General features: G+C 69.9%; 17 protein-coding genes and 1 tRNA gene. 16 read left to right on the top strand and 2 right to left on the bottom strand.

Annotation, left to right across the window (positions count from 1 at the left end):
- The first annotated feature begins 296 nt into the window (after nucleotides 1–296).
- The 14 genes from OHS71_RS17310 to OHS71_RS17375 all read left to right on the top strand — a co-directional run bounded on the left by OHS71_RS17310 (nucleotide 297) and on the right by OHS71_RS17375 (nucleotide 10,526).
- Entirely contained in the window at nucleotides 297–566 is a 270-nt protein-coding gene (locus OHS71_RS17310) for a DUF6284 family protein (protein WP_328480275.1), read from the top strand.
- Complete coding sequence (locus tag OHS71_RS17315; protein ID WP_328480276.1) at nucleotides 563–1,459, top strand: DUF2637 domain-containing protein; 897 nt, start codon at nucleotides 563–565, stop codon at nucleotides 1,457–1,459. The genes OHS71_RS17310 and OHS71_RS17315 overlap by 4 nt, the downstream gene beginning before the upstream one ends.
- Nucleotides 1,459–1,851 (top strand): RRQRL motif-containing zinc-binding protein, encoded by a 393-nt coding sequence (locus tag OHS71_RS17320; protein WP_328480277.1) that lies wholly within the window; start codon nucleotides 1,459–1,461, stop codon nucleotides 1,849–1,851. The genes OHS71_RS17315 and OHS71_RS17320 overlap by 1 nt, the downstream gene beginning before the upstream one ends.
- Nucleotide 1,852: 1 nt before the next feature.
- Nucleotides 1,853–2,170 carry a hypothetical protein gene (locus OHS71_RS17325; RefSeq protein WP_328480278.1) on the top strand — a complete coding sequence of 106 codons (318 nt, stop codon included), beginning with the start codon at nucleotides 1,853–1,855 and terminating at the stop codon, nucleotides 2,168–2,170.
- A 2-nt stretch (nucleotides 2,171–2,172) separates the two neighbouring features.
- Nucleotides 2,173–2,355, top strand: a complete 183-nt coding sequence (locus OHS71_RS17330; RefSeq protein ID WP_328480279.1) for a hypothetical protein — start codon at nucleotides 2,173–2,175, stop codon at nucleotides 2,353–2,355.
- Nucleotides 2,356–2,440: 85 nt separating this feature from the next.
- On the top strand, nucleotides 2,441–4,537 hold the full coding sequence (locus OHS71_RS17335; protein WP_328480280.1) for an FtsK/SpoIIIE domain-containing protein: 2,097 nt from the start codon (nucleotides 2,441–2,443) through the stop codon (nucleotides 4,535–4,537).
- Nucleotides 4,538–4,784: 247 nt separating this feature from the next.
- Nucleotides 4,785–5,093: a hypothetical protein gene (locus OHS71_RS17340; protein WP_328480281.1), complete on the top strand. Its 309-nt coding sequence runs from the start codon at nucleotides 4,785–4,787 to the stop codon at nucleotides 5,091–5,093.
- Between the two features lie 16 nt (nucleotides 5,094–5,109).
- Complete coding sequence (locus OHS71_RS17345; RefSeq protein WP_328480282.1) at nucleotides 5,110–5,442, top strand: hypothetical protein; 333 nt, start codon at nucleotides 5,110–5,112, stop codon at nucleotides 5,440–5,442.
- A 90-nt stretch (nucleotides 5,443–5,532) separates the two neighbouring features.
- Complete coding sequence (locus OHS71_RS17350) at nucleotides 5,533–6,267, top strand: DNA methylase (protein WP_328480283.1); 735 nt, start codon at nucleotides 5,533–5,535, stop codon at nucleotides 6,265–6,267.
- Nucleotides 6,264–7,154 (top strand): bifunctional DNA primase/polymerase, encoded by an 891-nt coding sequence (locus tag OHS71_RS17355; protein WP_328480284.1) that lies wholly within the window; start codon nucleotides 6,264–6,266, stop codon nucleotides 7,152–7,154. Before OHS71_RS17350 ends, OHS71_RS17355 begins: the two co-directional genes overlap by 4 nt.
- The gene (locus OHS71_RS17360; protein WP_328480285.1) at nucleotides 7,151–7,585 is read left to right on the top strand and encodes a hypothetical protein; all 435 of its coding nucleotides are present in this window, start codon (nucleotides 7,151–7,153) and stop codon (nucleotides 7,583–7,585) included. The genes OHS71_RS17355 and OHS71_RS17360 overlap by 4 nt, the downstream gene beginning before the upstream one ends.
- A complete protein-coding gene (locus OHS71_RS17365; protein ID WP_328480286.1) occupies nucleotides 7,582–8,739 on the top strand; it encodes a DUF3631 domain-containing protein in 1,158 nt (385 codons plus the stop codon). Before OHS71_RS17360 ends, OHS71_RS17365 begins: the two co-directional genes overlap by 4 nt.
- Nucleotides 8,740–8,913: 174 nt before the next feature.
- Nucleotides 8,914–9,099: a helix-turn-helix transcriptional regulator gene (locus OHS71_RS17370; RefSeq protein ID WP_328480287.1), complete on the top strand. Its 186-nt coding sequence runs from the start codon at nucleotides 8,914–8,916 to the stop codon at nucleotides 9,097–9,099.
- A gap of 62 nt (nucleotides 9,100–9,161) precedes the next feature.
- Complete coding sequence (locus OHS71_RS17375) at nucleotides 9,162–10,526, top strand: tyrosine-type recombinase/integrase (RefSeq protein WP_328480288.1); 1,365 nt, start codon at nucleotides 9,162–9,164, stop codon at nucleotides 10,524–10,526.
- 164 nt (nucleotides 10,527–10,690) lie between these two features.
- Here the strand turns inward: OHS71_RS17375 and OHS71_RS17380 are convergent.
- Nucleotides 10,691–10,772: transfer RNA gene (locus OHS71_RS17380), tRNA-Tyr, on the bottom strand.
- A gap of 224 nt (nucleotides 10,773–10,996) precedes the next feature.
- On the opposite strand from OHS71_RS17380, the gene OHS71_RS17385 reads away from it, so the two are divergent.
- Nucleotides 10,997–11,485, top strand: coding sequence for a YajQ family cyclic di-GMP-binding protein (locus OHS71_RS17385; RefSeq protein ID WP_328480289.1), 489 nt, complete (start codon nucleotides 10,997–10,999; stop codon nucleotides 11,483–11,485).
- Between the two features lie 167 nt (nucleotides 11,486–11,652).
- On the opposite strand, the gene OHS71_RS17390 is transcribed toward OHS71_RS17385, so the two are convergent.
- Nucleotides 11,653–11,919, bottom strand: a complete 267-nt coding sequence (locus OHS71_RS17390; RefSeq protein WP_328480290.1) for a GlsB/YeaQ/YmgE family stress response membrane protein — start codon at nucleotides 11,917–11,919, stop codon at nucleotides 11,653–11,655.
- A gap of 186 nt (nucleotides 11,920–12,105) precedes the next feature.
- On the opposite strand from OHS71_RS17390, the gene OHS71_RS17395 reads away from it, so the two are divergent.
- Nucleotides 12,106–13,359, top strand: a complete 1,254-nt coding sequence (locus tag OHS71_RS17395; protein WP_328480291.1) for an APC family permease — start codon at nucleotides 12,106–12,108, stop codon at nucleotides 13,357–13,359.
- The last annotated feature ends 24 nt before the right edge of the window (nucleotides 13,360–13,383 follow it).

Genomic DNA, 13,383 nt, shown 5'->3' on the forward strand with positions numbered 1-13,383 from the left:
GGTCCCGTGAAGACGGGAGCCCCTCTGACCAGGGGTTACCGCGTCCGTCGGCAGCGATCGTGATTTGAAAACTGCATACATGGGTCCCGCCTCCCCGAGTCGAAAAGGCGGACCGCGCGACTGGATCGCGCATCAACTTTCGCGGCTCCCGCCGCGCCGGTTGCCTCCGCTGCTCGTCGCGTACGAGCAGCGCTGAGGGGAGCCGGACATTCCGATTCCAACGGCAAGCGCCCCCGGTGCTGGAACACCGAGGGCGCGGTTCGGGCCGTTGCCACCTTGCAGGGAGAACACGACCCATGAAGCACATCGTCACTGTTCAGGAAGCTGTTACCGCGTTCGCCGACTGGATCGAACCGACGAACGCCGAGCTGGACGCGATCGAGCTGGAGTCCCCGCTGACCCTGGCGGAGGTCGACCTGCTCGACGCGCAGATCAAGGCCATGGACCACCCCGAGAACGAGGTCGACACCCGCCGGATCCGCCGGGCCCGTAACCGGGTGCTCGCCGCGCGGCGGGACGTGGCCAACCGCACGGCCGGCGCGAGCACGGCGGGCGGCGCGGCATGAACCTCCGCCGCAAGGGCCGCACCGCTCTGGTGCTGGCGCTGGTCGGTGTGGTCGGCATGGCGTTCCGCGTCTCGTGGAACGCGCTGCGCGACATCGCCGGCGCCGTCGGCGCGGACGACACCGCCGCCACGCTCTACCCGTTCGTGGTCGACGGACTGATGGCGCTGGCGCTGGTCGCCACGCTGGTCCTGGTCGATGACGACCGCAAGTTCGCGCTGCGGGTGCTGGGCACCTACACGATCGCCTCCCTGGTCCTGAACTACGTACACGGACTCGTGCCCGAGCTGCACGGCCGTGACGTGGACTGGGGCCGGTTGGCGCAGTGGGATCCGGCGAACTGGGCGCTGGTGCTGCTGGCGACGTCCCTTCCGGTCGGGTCGATCTACTTCGGATCCGACCTGGTCGCGATGGTGCTGCACCACCGCCCCGCCCCGATTCCCCCCGCAGACACGAATGCGGAGGAATCCACCGAGACCGAGAGGAAACGGTCTACGGCTGACCTGCTCGAATCGACCCCGGTCCCCACGGTCACGCTCACCCGCCTGAGGGTGCCGGATCCGGTCGCGGTCGACGTGGGCAAGTCGACTCTCCCGCTCAAGCCTGTCCGGGCGATCGTGGCCCCGGTCTCGGTCGTCCAGGCTGTTCCGGCGGGATCGACCCGGCCGCGCGGGGTGACGGGCAAGGTTCCGCCGGCCGCCCGATCGCCCCGGCCGAAGCGCACCCCGGGTCAGTTGCTCGCCGAAGCGCGGAGGGCTACGGCCGGTTGGACGGATGCGCAGATCACGGCGGAGGGGATCCGGCGCGAGGTGCACACCTCGCCCGTGAACGCGCGGATGCTGCGTGACACCCTGCTCGCCGAACGCGGGCAGCAGACGGCCCCGGCGGCACCCTGATGTCCGCCGCGTGGGGCAAGTGCTTCGACCCGACCGGCGCCCGCTACGGCGTGCCCACCTACCCCTGGCGCCTCGCCCCGGACGGGTTGGCCACGCGCCGGCAACTGCGGGCGCAGGGCTTACGCCCGGGTGGTCAGCCGATAGCGGCGCAGGCCATGCGGGAGCTCCGCCGTACCGGCGGGATGCGGGTGGCCTACCTGTACCGCGTCGAGCTGGCCAAGCCGGTTCGGCCGATGACTTCGCGCAAGTGGGGAGCGCTCGCGCTGGCGATGCTCGCCCGCCGCACGTGCCCGAAGTGCCGCGTGATCTACGACTACTGCATGCCGCGCTCTCTCGGCATGTGCCCGCTGTGCGCCTTCCCCGAGCCCGCCGATTCTTTGAGGAGTGCCTGAGATGGGCAAGCCCGACACCCGTCGCCTGGACAAGGCGATTCAGCAGACCACTCGCAAGCTCGAAGCGGTCCGTAACCGCGAGATGTGGCCGCTGGACGGCCGCGAGCGTCGTGCCGTGCTGGGCGGTCTCGCCGGCGGCTCCTACCGCGTGTTGCGGGGTGAGGCCCCGTCCCGCGCGGAGCGCAAGCTGGAGACCGCGTGGAGTTCTGCGGAGACCCGGTTGGTCGCGGAGATCGCCGCGCTCACGACCGAGCGGCAGCGCGTCGTGAACGAGCACGCCGCCGCCAAGGCCGCGAAGAAGTCGTCGGGGTGGTGGTGAGCATGCCGCGCCCGGTCCTGACCTCGCACTTTCACTGCCCGGACTGCGGACCGCTGGTGTTCGGCGTGACCCGGGCCATCTGCGGCCAGGTGATCCCCGCTCCGGTCGTCGGTGACGGCCCTGAACGCAAGTGCCCGGCCTGCAAGGCAGCACTGCGCGCCCACAAGACCAGCCACCGCCGCTAACCCTCCTCCCCGGGCGCCGGCCCCCGCCGGCCGGCGCCCGCCCTTCCTCTTCTCGCCGTTCACCGCAGTCAGGAGCCTTCCCGCCATGGGTGACAACGTCATTCACCTGCACAAGAACACCGACCCACCGGCCGTGACCACGCTGACCGTGGTCCCCGAACCGGCACCGACCCCGCTGTGGGTACGGTCCGGCCGCGCCGTCAAGCACGCGGTCACGCACGAGAACACCAAGACCGCCGCCCGCGCGTTCGCCCGCCACAGCCTGTACGTGGTGGGCGGGGCGCGGATCGTGGGCCGCCGCGCGTGGGACGGCCGCACCGCCGCCCGATACGAGCGCTACATGCGCACGGCGGAAGCCGCGGGGAACATGGAGCTGGCCGCCGAGTGGGAGGAGCGCGGGCAGCGCTACCGCGACGCCCGTCACCGCCGCCGCATGGACCTGCTTCACTCGCCCCTGGACGCCGGTAAGAGCGCGCTGGTCGGCACGGGGATGGGCATAGGCGGTCTGGTCGCCCTCGGCATCGTCATGGCCATCGCCACCAAGGACGTCACGGACGTGGTCACGCCGCTGATGGCGGCCGTGGAGTTCATCAACCTGCTGATCACCATCGTGCAGGTGGTGTGGGGTCCGGCGCTCACCCTGGGCCCGTTCCTCGCCCTGCTCGCGCTGTGGGCCGTCGGCAGCAAGCAGCAGGCCGCCCCCGCATGGGCGCTTCCCGCGAACGTCCGCAGCAGCGAGGGCGAGCCGATCACCCCGTCCATTGTGGTCAAGGCCCTGCGCGACCTCGGAGTGCCCGCGCTGCGCAACGCCATCAAGGAGATGGGCGACGCCGGCGCGTCGATGCTCGGTCCGATCCGAATCGCCGGATGCGGCGTCGAAGTCGACGTCACCCTCCCGTCGGGGGTGGCTACGAATGAGGTGCAGGTCAAGCGGCGCAAGCTCGCTGAGAACCTCACCCGGCATGAGCACGAGGTGTTCATCATGATCCCGGAAGCCGCCCGTACGGTGCGGCTGTGGATTGCCGACTCGGGCGCGCTGGACGAGCCGATCGGCCCGTCCCCGCTGGTCACCGACGAGACGATGACCGCGAACTACAAGACCGGTAAGGCGCCGTGGGGTCAGGATCTGCGCGGGGACGCGGCAGCGCTGAGTCTGTATCAGCGGCACCTGCTCATCACCGGTCTGTCCAACCAGGGCAAGACCGCCGCACTGCGGTCGCTCGCGCTGTGGCTCGCGCTCGACAAGACGGTGCAGTTCTGGATTGGTGACCTCAAGGGCATCGGCGACTGGAAGATGTTCAACGGCATCGCCGACGTCCTCATCGAAGGACCGACCGACGATCACGTCATCCAGGTCACGGAGATGGTCGAGAACGCCGTTGAGGAGATGAACCGCCGTCTCCTGGCACCGTCCGGAACGGTGTTCCCGCCGCTGATCGTGATCGTGGACGAGGCGCAGGTGGCGTTCATGTGCCCGGTCAAGGACGACGAGAAGCGCCCCTACGGCGGCTCCTCCTCCACCTCCCGCTACTTCATGGCCGTCCGCAAGATCCACAACCAGGGGCGCGCGGTCGACGTGCTGCTGTGGGAGGGAACCCAGGACCCGACCGACCAGAACCTTCCCAAGCTGGTCCGCGAGGGTGCCCACACTCGCGCCTCCCTCGTGCTGGGCACGGAGTCACAGGCGCGGATGGCGCTGGGGGACAAGGCCATCAACGGCGGCGCCGCACCGCACCTGCTGCGCCAGGGCCTGGACAAGGGAACCCTCGTGGTCGCCTCCGACGGCATCGAGATTCCCAAGGGCCAGACGTCCATCACCGTGCGCACGCACTTCATCGACGACGACCCGGCCGCCGAGGTCGCCGCACGGGCCAAGGCACTGCGCGATGGGGTCACCACCCTGCACGCCATCGAGCGGGGCGAGGAGCGTGACCCGCTTGCCGACATCGCTTCCGTGGTCGGCAACGCGACGCGGGTGCGCACACAGGACGTCATCAAGCGGCTCGCGCTGCTGTCCGAGGACGCCTACGGCAAGTGGTCGTTCACCGACCTCGCCCGCGTCCTGGACGGCACCGGAGCCGAGCCGTACAAGTCCGACGGGGTCAAGGTCATCGGCCGCGACCGCATCGCCCGCGCCCTCGCCAACCGCGACAGCAACGGTTCCGCTTCCGCCTCCGAGTAGAGGGAGTCGGCCCCTCCCCGGGCCAGGGAGGCAGGGAGAACTCCCTGAACCCCTCCCTGGCCCGCCTCCCTGGTCCTGACCTGCACTGATGATCCATCAGGGAGGCAGGGAGGCGCGCAGGTCAGCACCCCTGAAACCCCCTCCACAGCCCACCCGGCAGGGGGTGTCTCAGCCTCCCTGAACCATCGACAGCACGAATTCCGCATCGCCCGGCACCTACTCGCCGCACGCCCTCAAAGGAGGAGTCGTGACCCGCTCAGACCCGCCCGGCCACCTCGCCCCGCACATCCCCGCCGACGCCTACCGCCGCGCCCAGGCCACCGGCCAGCCCGTCGTGATCGTCGTCCACACCACCGACCACACCGGCCGCCCCCTCAGCGACTACCTCTACCCGCTCGCCGTCGCCACCGCCGGCGCCGTCGGAATCTTCGCCACCGTCGCCGCCCTGCTCGCCCTCCTCGACTTCGCCGTCCACACCGCCGTGCAGATCGCCGCCGCGACCGGCCCGGTGAGCGTGGGCGGGATCAGCCTCAAGCTCTTCGGCTCCAAGCGCTGACAGGAGACCACCACCCATGAATCACCACCTCACCACTCAGGCGCCGTGCCCGACGCCCGAGCAGACGTACGCGGACGCCCCCAGCATCCTCGACGAGATCGGATGGACGGCCCGCACCCTCGCCGCCCTGGAGTGCTTCACCGCACTGGACCGGGAGTTCTACCTGCGCAAGGCCGCCCTGCTTGACCGCATCGCGCTGCTCGACGAACCCGACACCCCCCGTGAGACCACCGAGACCGCCGTCGCGGCGGCCCTGTACCTGATCGACCTGGACCAGTCCGGCGTGACCTGCGACCCGCGCACCTACGTCCGCCAGCAGTACGCCCGGTCCCTGACCGACGACCAGTAGCTACGCCAAGGGCGGCCCCCGCCTCTCGCCAAAGAATCCGGGGCCGCCCTTGTCCACCTGCCACCAACTGACCTGTGGAGGTCATCCAGCATGACGCAACCCACCCTCTTCCGGCGAGTGAGCGACCGACGGCCGCGCTTACTGGATCTGTTCTCGTGCGCCGGCGGGGCCGCCATGGGCTACCACCGCGCAGGGTTCGCCGTGGACGGCTGCGACGTCGCCGACCGCCCGAACTACCCCTTCCCCTGCCACCACGGCGATGCCCTCGCCTACCTCGCCGCCCTGATCACGTCCGGCGAGATCGAGCGGTACGCGTTCGCTCACGCCTCCCCGCCGTGCCAGCACGGATGCGCGCTCACCGTCGGCACCAACGCCTCCCAAGGCTGGGGCCGCACCCACGTCGACCTGGTCGCCCCAACACGTGAGCTGTTGGACCGGACGGGCCTGCCGTACGTAATCGAGCAGCCCAACGGCCGCGCGAAGATCCGCAAAGACCTCAGCCTGTGCGGCGAGATGTTCGGACTCGGAGTCATCCGCCACCGCAACTTCGAGTTGGGCGGCTGGACGATCGAACGGCTGGCGCACGTCCCGCACCGGGGCCGGGTGCGCGGATGGCGCCACGGCGAGTACTTCGACGGCCCCTACGTCGCCGCCTACGGCGACGGCGGCGGCAAACCGTCCGTCCCCGAACTCCAGACCGCCATGGGCATCACGTGGACCGACGTGCGCGAGGAACTCACCGAGGCCATCCCGCCCGCCTACACCGAGCACATCGGCCGCGCCGCCCTCGCCGCCCTCGCCCCCACGTGGGAGGTCGCGGCATGAACGAGCACCTCACGAACGCGGCCCTGGCCGCCGCCGAACGCGGCTGGCACGTCTTCCCCCTGCGCCCCGGTACCAAGCGGCCCGCCCTGCACGGCGAGCAGTCGTGCCCCGGCACCGGCCCGTGCGCCGGCGGGCATCGCAAGTGGGAGGAGCGCGCCACGACCGATCCGGACCGCATTCGCGCCACCTGGTCCCACGGAGCGTTCAACGTCGGCATCGCCACCGGCCCCTCACGGCTCCTGGTCGTCGACCTCGACGTGCCCAAGGACAAGGGCAGTTCGGACGCGCCTGACGGCGCGGCAATCTTCGGAGCGCTCTGCGAGCGCGCCGGCCACACCGTCCCCGACACCTACCGCACCCGGACCGCGAGCGGCGGAACCCACCTGTACTTCACCGCCCCGACCGGGGTCCGGCTGACCAACACGGCTGGCACCGTGGGCGAGTTGGTCGACACGCGGGCATGGGGCGGATACGTCGTCGCCGCCGGATCAATCACCCCCGCCGGACCGTACGAAGCCCTGTGCGCCCCTGAGGCGGCCCCACTGCCCGGATGGCTCCAAAGCATCCTGCAACCGGCCCCCAGGACCTCTCAGGCCCCTTCGGTGGCCTTAACGGGGCAATCAGGTCGATATGCGGATGTAGCGCTCACCACCGAGACGCGGAACGTCGCCACGGCCCAACCCGGGGCCCGAGAAACGACGTTGTTCCGCGCGGCGCGCGCACTCGGGCGGTTCGTCGCGTGGGGCGACCTCCCCCGCCACACGGTCGAGCAGGCTCTTCAGGAGGCGGGAGAGGCGGCCGGCCTCACCGTCGCCGAGTGCCGCTCGACCCTGCGCAGCGCCCTCAACTGGTCCATCACCCACAACCAGGGGCGGAGGACGGCATGAGCACCCTCCCCCGCCCCTCCCTGAAGAGCATCACCAGCACACCGGACGGCCCGGACGCCGCACGCTGGACCGCACCCAAACCGGCCGTGGGCGAGCCGGAAGGCGCCGCCCGTAAGGGCGTCGTCACTGCTCTTCGTCCGGACCGCTCCCCGGCACCCGAAGCGGACCCCGGACCCAGCGCCGACCCCACACCGGGCCGGCCCGGCATCCGCATCTACGCCCCGCCCGTCTACCGCGACCACAACGACGGCGCCCGCTGGTCCAAGCGCTACGGCGACTTCCCCAACGCCGCCTATGCCTGCGCCTGTGGCAAGACCGGCACGGCCGCCGGACCGCGACGAGTGGTCGCCCTGATCGACGAGTACACCGCCCACAAGACCGACTGTGCGGGAGCTCCCGCCGGACTGCCCGAAGGGAGGGCCGCCGCATGACCATCCCCATCGACGGCGCCGCACTGCTGAACGAGGTGGAAGCCTTCCACCGCCGCTTCAACGTCTTCCCCACCGACGCCGCGTTCGTCGCGGTCACACTTTGGGACGCGCACGCCCACCTGCTGGACTGCTTCGACTCCACACCCCGGCTCGCGTTCCTCTCGCCCGAACCGGGCTCGGGGAAGTCCCGCGCGCTGGACGTGGTCGAAACCCTCGTGCCGCGCTCCATGGCGGCCGCGGACGCATCCGCCGCCGCACTGTTCCGGTCTGTGTCCGGCATCGACGGCGGCCGGCCCACGATCCTCTTCGACGAGATCGACACGATCTTCGGTCCCAAAGCCGGGGACAACGAACAGCTCCGAGGGTTCATCAACGCAGGCCACGCACGCGGGCGCCCCATGTACCGGTGTGTCGGGGACGGCTCCAACCAGCAAGTACAGGGCTTCCCCTCGTATTGCGCCGTCGCGGTCGCCGGACTCGGCTCCCTGCCCGACACGATCCTCACCCGCTCCGTCATCATCCGCATGCGCCGCCGGGCCCGAAACGAGCACGTGGAAGCCTTCCGCACCCGCATCCACGTGCCGGAAGGCAACCAACTCCGAGACCGGCTCGCCACGTGGGCCGCGACCGTACAGGAGCGCATCACAGGCGCCTTCCCGCAGATGCCCGACGGAGTCACCGACCGGCCGGCGGACGTATGGGAACCCCTACTCGCCGTCGCGGACGCCGCCGGCGGCGACTGGCCCCGCCGGGCCCGCGAAGCCTGCCTGACCCTGGTCAAAGCCTCCCGCGCAAACGACAAAGGCAGCATCGGCATCCGCCTCCTGACCGACCTGCGCGACCACGTCCTCATCGGCATCGACCGCCTGCCCACCGTCGCCATCCTCGACCGCCTCAACGCCCTCGACGACGCCCCATGGGCCGACCTCAACGGCAAGCCGCTCGACAACCGCCGACTCTCCCGGATGCTCAGCGACTACGTCACCGCCGACGGCGACCCCGTCGTCTCCCGCAACATCCGCACCACCGGCGGAATCCTCAAAGGCTTCTTCGTCAAAGACCTCGAAGACGCATGGTCCCGCTACTGCCCACCCCCCAAGGCCGCTACATCCGCTACACCGCTACATCCCAGCTCAGAGCCCCTGAATCTGTAGCGGCAACCCCAGATGTAGCGGCTACGGCCGCACACCCCGAAACGGCCGTAGCCGCTACATCGCCCCCCTCCGCTACACAAAACACGCCGCTGACCTGCGATGTAGCGGCGTAGCGGATGTAGCGGACTTCCCAGAAGGCCCCCGGGACGCCTCGCCCGAGAAGGAGTCACGACCTTGCCCAGCACCGAGAAGCTCGAACTCCGTGAAGTCCTCGAAGAGATCAAGATGAGCCGCGCCGCCTTCTACCGCATGCGCGCTCGCGGCAAGGCTCCCAAGCTCATCAAGCTCCCCAACGGGCATCTCCGCTGCCGACGCAGCGACCTTGACGCTTGGTGGGCACGGCACGAGATGAGCGCCTGAACCAGTCCACCCCGGAGGACCCCCGCTGACCAGCGGGGGTCCTCCGCCTTTGAAGGAGATCAATGCACAGCTACGACGTTCGGATCTGGTCCGTCCGGCAACGGAAAGATCGTGGGCAGACCTCGGCAGAGCTGCGCTGGAAGACAGGCGAGACTCCTCACTCGCAGACGTTCCGCACCAAGACCTTGGCCGACGGCCGCCGAGCGGAGCTGCTGCGCGCGGTACACGCGGGGGAGCCGTTCGACGAGGCGACCGGCTTCCCGCTCTCGGAGTTGCGGCAGCGAGACGACGTCAGTTGGTACCAGCATGCCCGCGACTACATCGAGATGAAGTGGAAGCACTCCCCCGGCTCCACGCGCCGAACTCTCGCAGAAGCCATGGCCACGGTGACGCCAGCTCTCGTCAAAGACACCAAGGGCATGGCCGACGTGGAAACGGTGCGGACCGCCCTCTATAGCTGGGCGTTCAACGTGAGCCGTCGCGACCAGGAACCGCCGGACGACGTCGCCAAGGTGCTTACCTGGTTCGAGCGCAAGTCTCTGCCCACCTCAGCGCTGGCTGACCGCATGCAGGTACGCGCCGCGCTCGACGCACTGACCAAGAAGCTGGACGGCGGCACGGCAGCCGCGTCGACCATCCGTCGGAAGCGCGCGATCTTCCACAACGCCCTGGGCTATGCCGTGGACGCCGGCCGTTTGTCGGACAACCCCCTTCCTCAAGTCCAGTGGAAAGCGCCTGAACAAGTGGAAGAGGAGTTGGACCCCGCCTCTGTGCCCGATCCTCGCCAGGCTCTCGCGCTGCTCGATGGCGTGCGCACGCAGAGCGCCCGGGGGCGCCGCTTGGTGGCGTTCTTCGGATGCATGTACTACGCGGCGGCACGGCCGGCCGAGGTCATCGGACTCCGCATGCAGGACTGCGAGCTACCCCGGCGCGGTTGGGGCACCCTCCATCTACGGGAGACCCGCCCCCGGTCGGGATCCGCGTGGACCGATAGCGGAGAGGCTCACGACAAACGCGGGCTCAAGCATCGCCCCCGCAAGGCGGTCCGGACCGTTCCGATCCCGCCCGACCTGGTTGCTTTGCTGCGCTGGCACACCATGGCATACGGCGTGGCGCCGGACGGCCGGCTGTTCCGCACTCAGCGCGGGGGACTGATCCAAGACACCGGGTACGGCGAAGTGTGGGCGGAGGCACGAACCCGGGCGCTCTCCCCTGCTCAGCGCGCCTCCCTGCTGGCCAAGCGCCCTTATGATCTTCGTCACGCCGCCGTCTCCACGTGGCTCAGCTCTGGAGTCGAACCGCAGGTCGTCGCCGCGCGCGCTGGCCACAGCGTGGCTGTTCTCTTCCGTGTCTACGCCAAATGTCTCGACGGCGCCGCCGCCAACGCCAACGCACGAATTGAGGCGACCCTCAGGAAGGGCAGGTGACAGGCGCGACGGCTGCCCCACGCCTGCCCCACACAGGCTGGTCAGCACGTGAATCAGGATGAGACACAGTGGGGCAAAGCTGCCATATCGGCGGTCTGCGCGCCAGGAACGACGAAAGGGTCTGTGAACAGCATTGCTGCTGTTCACAGACCCTTTCGGTCGTGTGGCGGCGCCAGGATTCGAACCTGGGAAGGCGAAGCCGGCAGATTTACAGTCTGCTCCCTTTGGCCGCTCGGGCACACCGCCGGGTTTGCTGCCCGTTCGAACCGCCTTTCGGCGGTGCTCCCTGGCAACGACGTAAACGATACCCGATGCCCAGGGGTGCTTCGCCACCTGATTCCCCGCCGCCCGGAGGGGGCGGGGTGACTAGGCTTGTGCGGATGCGGCCCGGGACCACGCCGGGCTCGGCGGTCGCCCCACTTACGCCGATACGCACCAGACACGCACCCCGATACAAGGAGCCACAGGACATGGCCGACTCCAGTTTCGACATCGTCTCGAAGGTCGAGCGGCAGGAGGTCGACAACGCCCTCAACCAGGCCGCCAAGGAGATCTCGCAGCGCTACGACTTCAAGGGCGTCGGCGCCTCGATCTCGTGGTCCGGCGAGAAGATCCTGATGGAGGCGAACTCCGAGGACCGGGTGAACGCCGTCCTCGACGTCTTCCAGTCCAAGCTGATCAAGCGCGGGATCTCCCTGAAGGCGCTGGAGGCGGGCGAGCCGCAGCTGTCCGGCAAGGAGTACAAGCTCTTCGCGGAGATCAAGGAAGGCATCTCCCAGGAGAACGCCAAGAAGGTCGCGAAGCTCATCCGCGACGAGGGCCCCAAGGGTGTGAAGGCCCAGGTCCAGGGCGAGGAACTGCGCGTCAGCTCCAAGAGCCGCGACGACCTCCAGGCCATCATCACCCTGCTCAAGGGCCAGGACTTCGACTTCGCCCTGCAGTTCGTGAACTACCGGTAGTCGACCGGACGGCCTAGTGACGCGGCGACACCGCGATGGCGTCACCTGATCGGCTCCTCGGACGTTGCGAGCGGAGGTGGGCGGTTCCTGAAGCGCCCACCTCCGCGTCCGGACCGTCCGGCCGCCGTCAGGATCAGACGGCCGGCATGCGTGCCGTGCGGGGGTGCTCAGTCACGCGAGTTGCCGAACAGCAGGCGGTAGAGGATCAGCAGCACGAGAGAACCGCCGATCGCCGCCGCCCAGGTCGCGCCGTCGTAGAAGTCCTTGGTGATGGGGTGGTCCAGCCAGCGGGCCGATATCCAGCCGCCGATGAACGCGCCCGCGACGCCGATGAGGGTCGTGCCGATGAAGCCGCCCGGGTCCCGGCCCGGCAGCAGGATCTTGGCAATGACTCCGGCCAACAACCCCAGGATGATCCAGCTGATGATGCTCATGCCCTGAACCTGCCCTTCCGTGCTGTGCCCGCGCTGTCCGGGCACTGTGATGTCGCTCGCTCCGGACGGGCTGTGCTCGTTACCGTCGCGCCCCGCGTTCTGCGTCGCACGCGGGTTCGGCTCGTGTTGATGAAGACGACGTCACGACGACACCGGGTGGTTCCGTCGATCAGTAGGGTGCGGCCCATGACTCGGTCCGGATCCCACGCCGAACTGCGGCGGACGCTGGGCGTCGGCGACGCCGTGGTCATCGGGCTCGGCTCGATGATCGGCGCCGGCGTCTTCGCCGCGCTCGCTCCCGCGGCGCGGGCCGCGGGCTCCGCGCTGCTGCTCGCACTCACGCTCGCCGCGCTGGTCGCCTACTGCAACGCCATGTCGTCGGCACGCCTCGCCGCCCTGTATCCGGCCTCGGGCGGCACGTACGTGTACGGGCGCGAGCGGCTCGGCGCGTTCTGGGGGTATCTGGCGGGCTGGTCCTTCGTGGTCGGGAAGACGGCCTCCTGTGCGGCGATGGCCCTGACGGTCGGAGCGTACGTCTGGCCAGGGCAGGCGCACGCGGTGGCGGTCGCGGCCGTGGTGGCGCTGACGGCGGTGAACTACGGCGGTGTCCAGAAGTCGGCCTGGCTGACGCGGGCGATCGTGGCGGTGGTCCTGGCGGTCCTCGCTTCCGTGGTGGTCGTGTGCCTGGGGTCCGGCGCGTCCGACGCGGGGCGGCTGGACGTCGGCGCCTCACGGGGCGTCGGTGGGGTGCTGACGGCTGCCGGCCTGCTGTTCTTCGCCTTCGCCGGGTACGCCCGCATCGCGACCCTGGGTGAGGAGGTACGGGACCCGGCGCGGACCATTCCCCGCGCGATCCCCCTGGCTCTCGGCATGACTCTCGTCGTGTACGCGTGCGTGGCGGTCGCTGTCCTTTCCGTACTGGGGCCGGACGGTCTCGGGCAGGCGGAGGCCCCGCTGGCCGACGCCGTGCGGACGGCCGGAGTGCCCGCACTGGTGCCGGTGGTGAGGGTCGGGGCCGCCGTGGCCTCGCTGGGCTCGCTCCTCGCCCTCATCCTGGGCGTCTCGCGTACGACCCTGGCCATGGCACGGGACCGGCATCTGCCGGGCGCCCTGTCGGCCGTGCATCCTCGCTTCCAGGTACCTCATCGGGCCGAGCTCGCCGTGGGTGCGGTGGTCGCGGTGCTGGCCGCCACGGTGGATGTCCGGGGCGCGATCGGGTTCTCCTCCTTCGGTGTGCTGACGTACTACGCGGTGGCCAACGCGTCGGCCTGGACGCTTGATTCGGCCCCTGCGAAGCGGCTGCTGCCCGCGGTGGGGCTCGTGGGCTGTGTGGTGCTCGCGCTCGCGCTGCCGGGGACCTCGGTGGCCGTGGGGGCAGGGGTGATGGCCGTCGGTGTGCTCGCATACGGGCTGCGGCGGCGGTGGCCGGGCGCGCGTTGACCGCGCCGCACACCCGATTGCCGG

The organism is Streptomyces sp. NBC_00377, from assembly GCF_036075115.1.
Classification (GTDB): domain Bacteria; phylum Actinomycetota; class Actinomycetes; order Streptomycetales; family Streptomycetaceae; genus Streptomyces.

Coding starts and splice junctions, on each gene's coding strand:
- OHS71_RS17310 (WP_328480275.1), top strand. CDS start 297: ATGAAGCACATCGTCACTGTTCAGGAAGCTGTTACCGCGTTCGCCGAC.
- OHS71_RS17315 (WP_328480276.1), top strand. CDS start 563: ATGAACCTCCGCCGCAAGGGCCGCACCGCTCTGGTGCTGGCGCTGGTC.
- OHS71_RS17320 (WP_328480277.1), top strand. CDS start 1,459: ATGTCCGCCGCGTGGGGCAAGTGCTTCGACCCGACCGGCGCCCGCTAC.
- OHS71_RS17325 (WP_328480278.1), top strand. CDS start 1,853: ATGGGCAAGCCCGACACCCGTCGCCTGGACAAGGCGATTCAGCAGACC.
- OHS71_RS17330 (WP_328480279.1), top strand. CDS start 2,173: ATGCCGCGCCCGGTCCTGACCTCGCACTTTCACTGCCCGGACTGCGGA.
- OHS71_RS17335 (WP_328480280.1), top strand. CDS start 2,441: ATGGGTGACAACGTCATTCACCTGCACAAGAACACCGACCCACCGGCC.
- OHS71_RS17345 (WP_328480282.1), top strand. CDS start 5,110: ATGAATCACCACCTCACCACTCAGGCGCCGTGCCCGACGCCCGAGCAG.
- OHS71_RS17350 (WP_328480283.1), top strand. CDS start 5,533: ATGACGCAACCCACCCTCTTCCGGCGAGTGAGCGACCGACGGCCGCGC.
- OHS71_RS17355 (WP_328480284.1), top strand. CDS start 6,264: ATGAACGAGCACCTCACGAACGCGGCCCTGGCCGCCGCCGAACGCGGC.
- OHS71_RS17360 (WP_328480285.1), top strand. CDS start 7,151: ATGAGCACCCTCCCCCGCCCCTCCCTGAAGAGCATCACCAGCACACCG.
- OHS71_RS17365 (WP_328480286.1), top strand. CDS start 7,582: ATGACCATCCCCATCGACGGCGCCGCACTGCTGAACGAGGTGGAAGCC.
- OHS71_RS17375 (WP_328480288.1), top strand. CDS start 9,162: ATGCACAGCTACGACGTTCGGATCTGGTCCGTCCGGCAACGGAAAGAT.
- OHS71_RS17385 (WP_328480289.1), top strand. CDS start 10,997: ATGGCCGACTCCAGTTTCGACATCGTCTCGAAGGTCGAGCGGCAGGAG.
- OHS71_RS17390 (WP_328480290.1), bottom strand. CDS start 11,919: ATGAGCATCATCAGCTGGATCATCCTGGGGTTGTTGGCCGGAGTCATT.
- OHS71_RS17395 (WP_328480291.1), top strand. CDS start 12,106: ATGACTCGGTCCGGATCCCACGCCGAACTGCGGCGGACGCTGGGCGTC.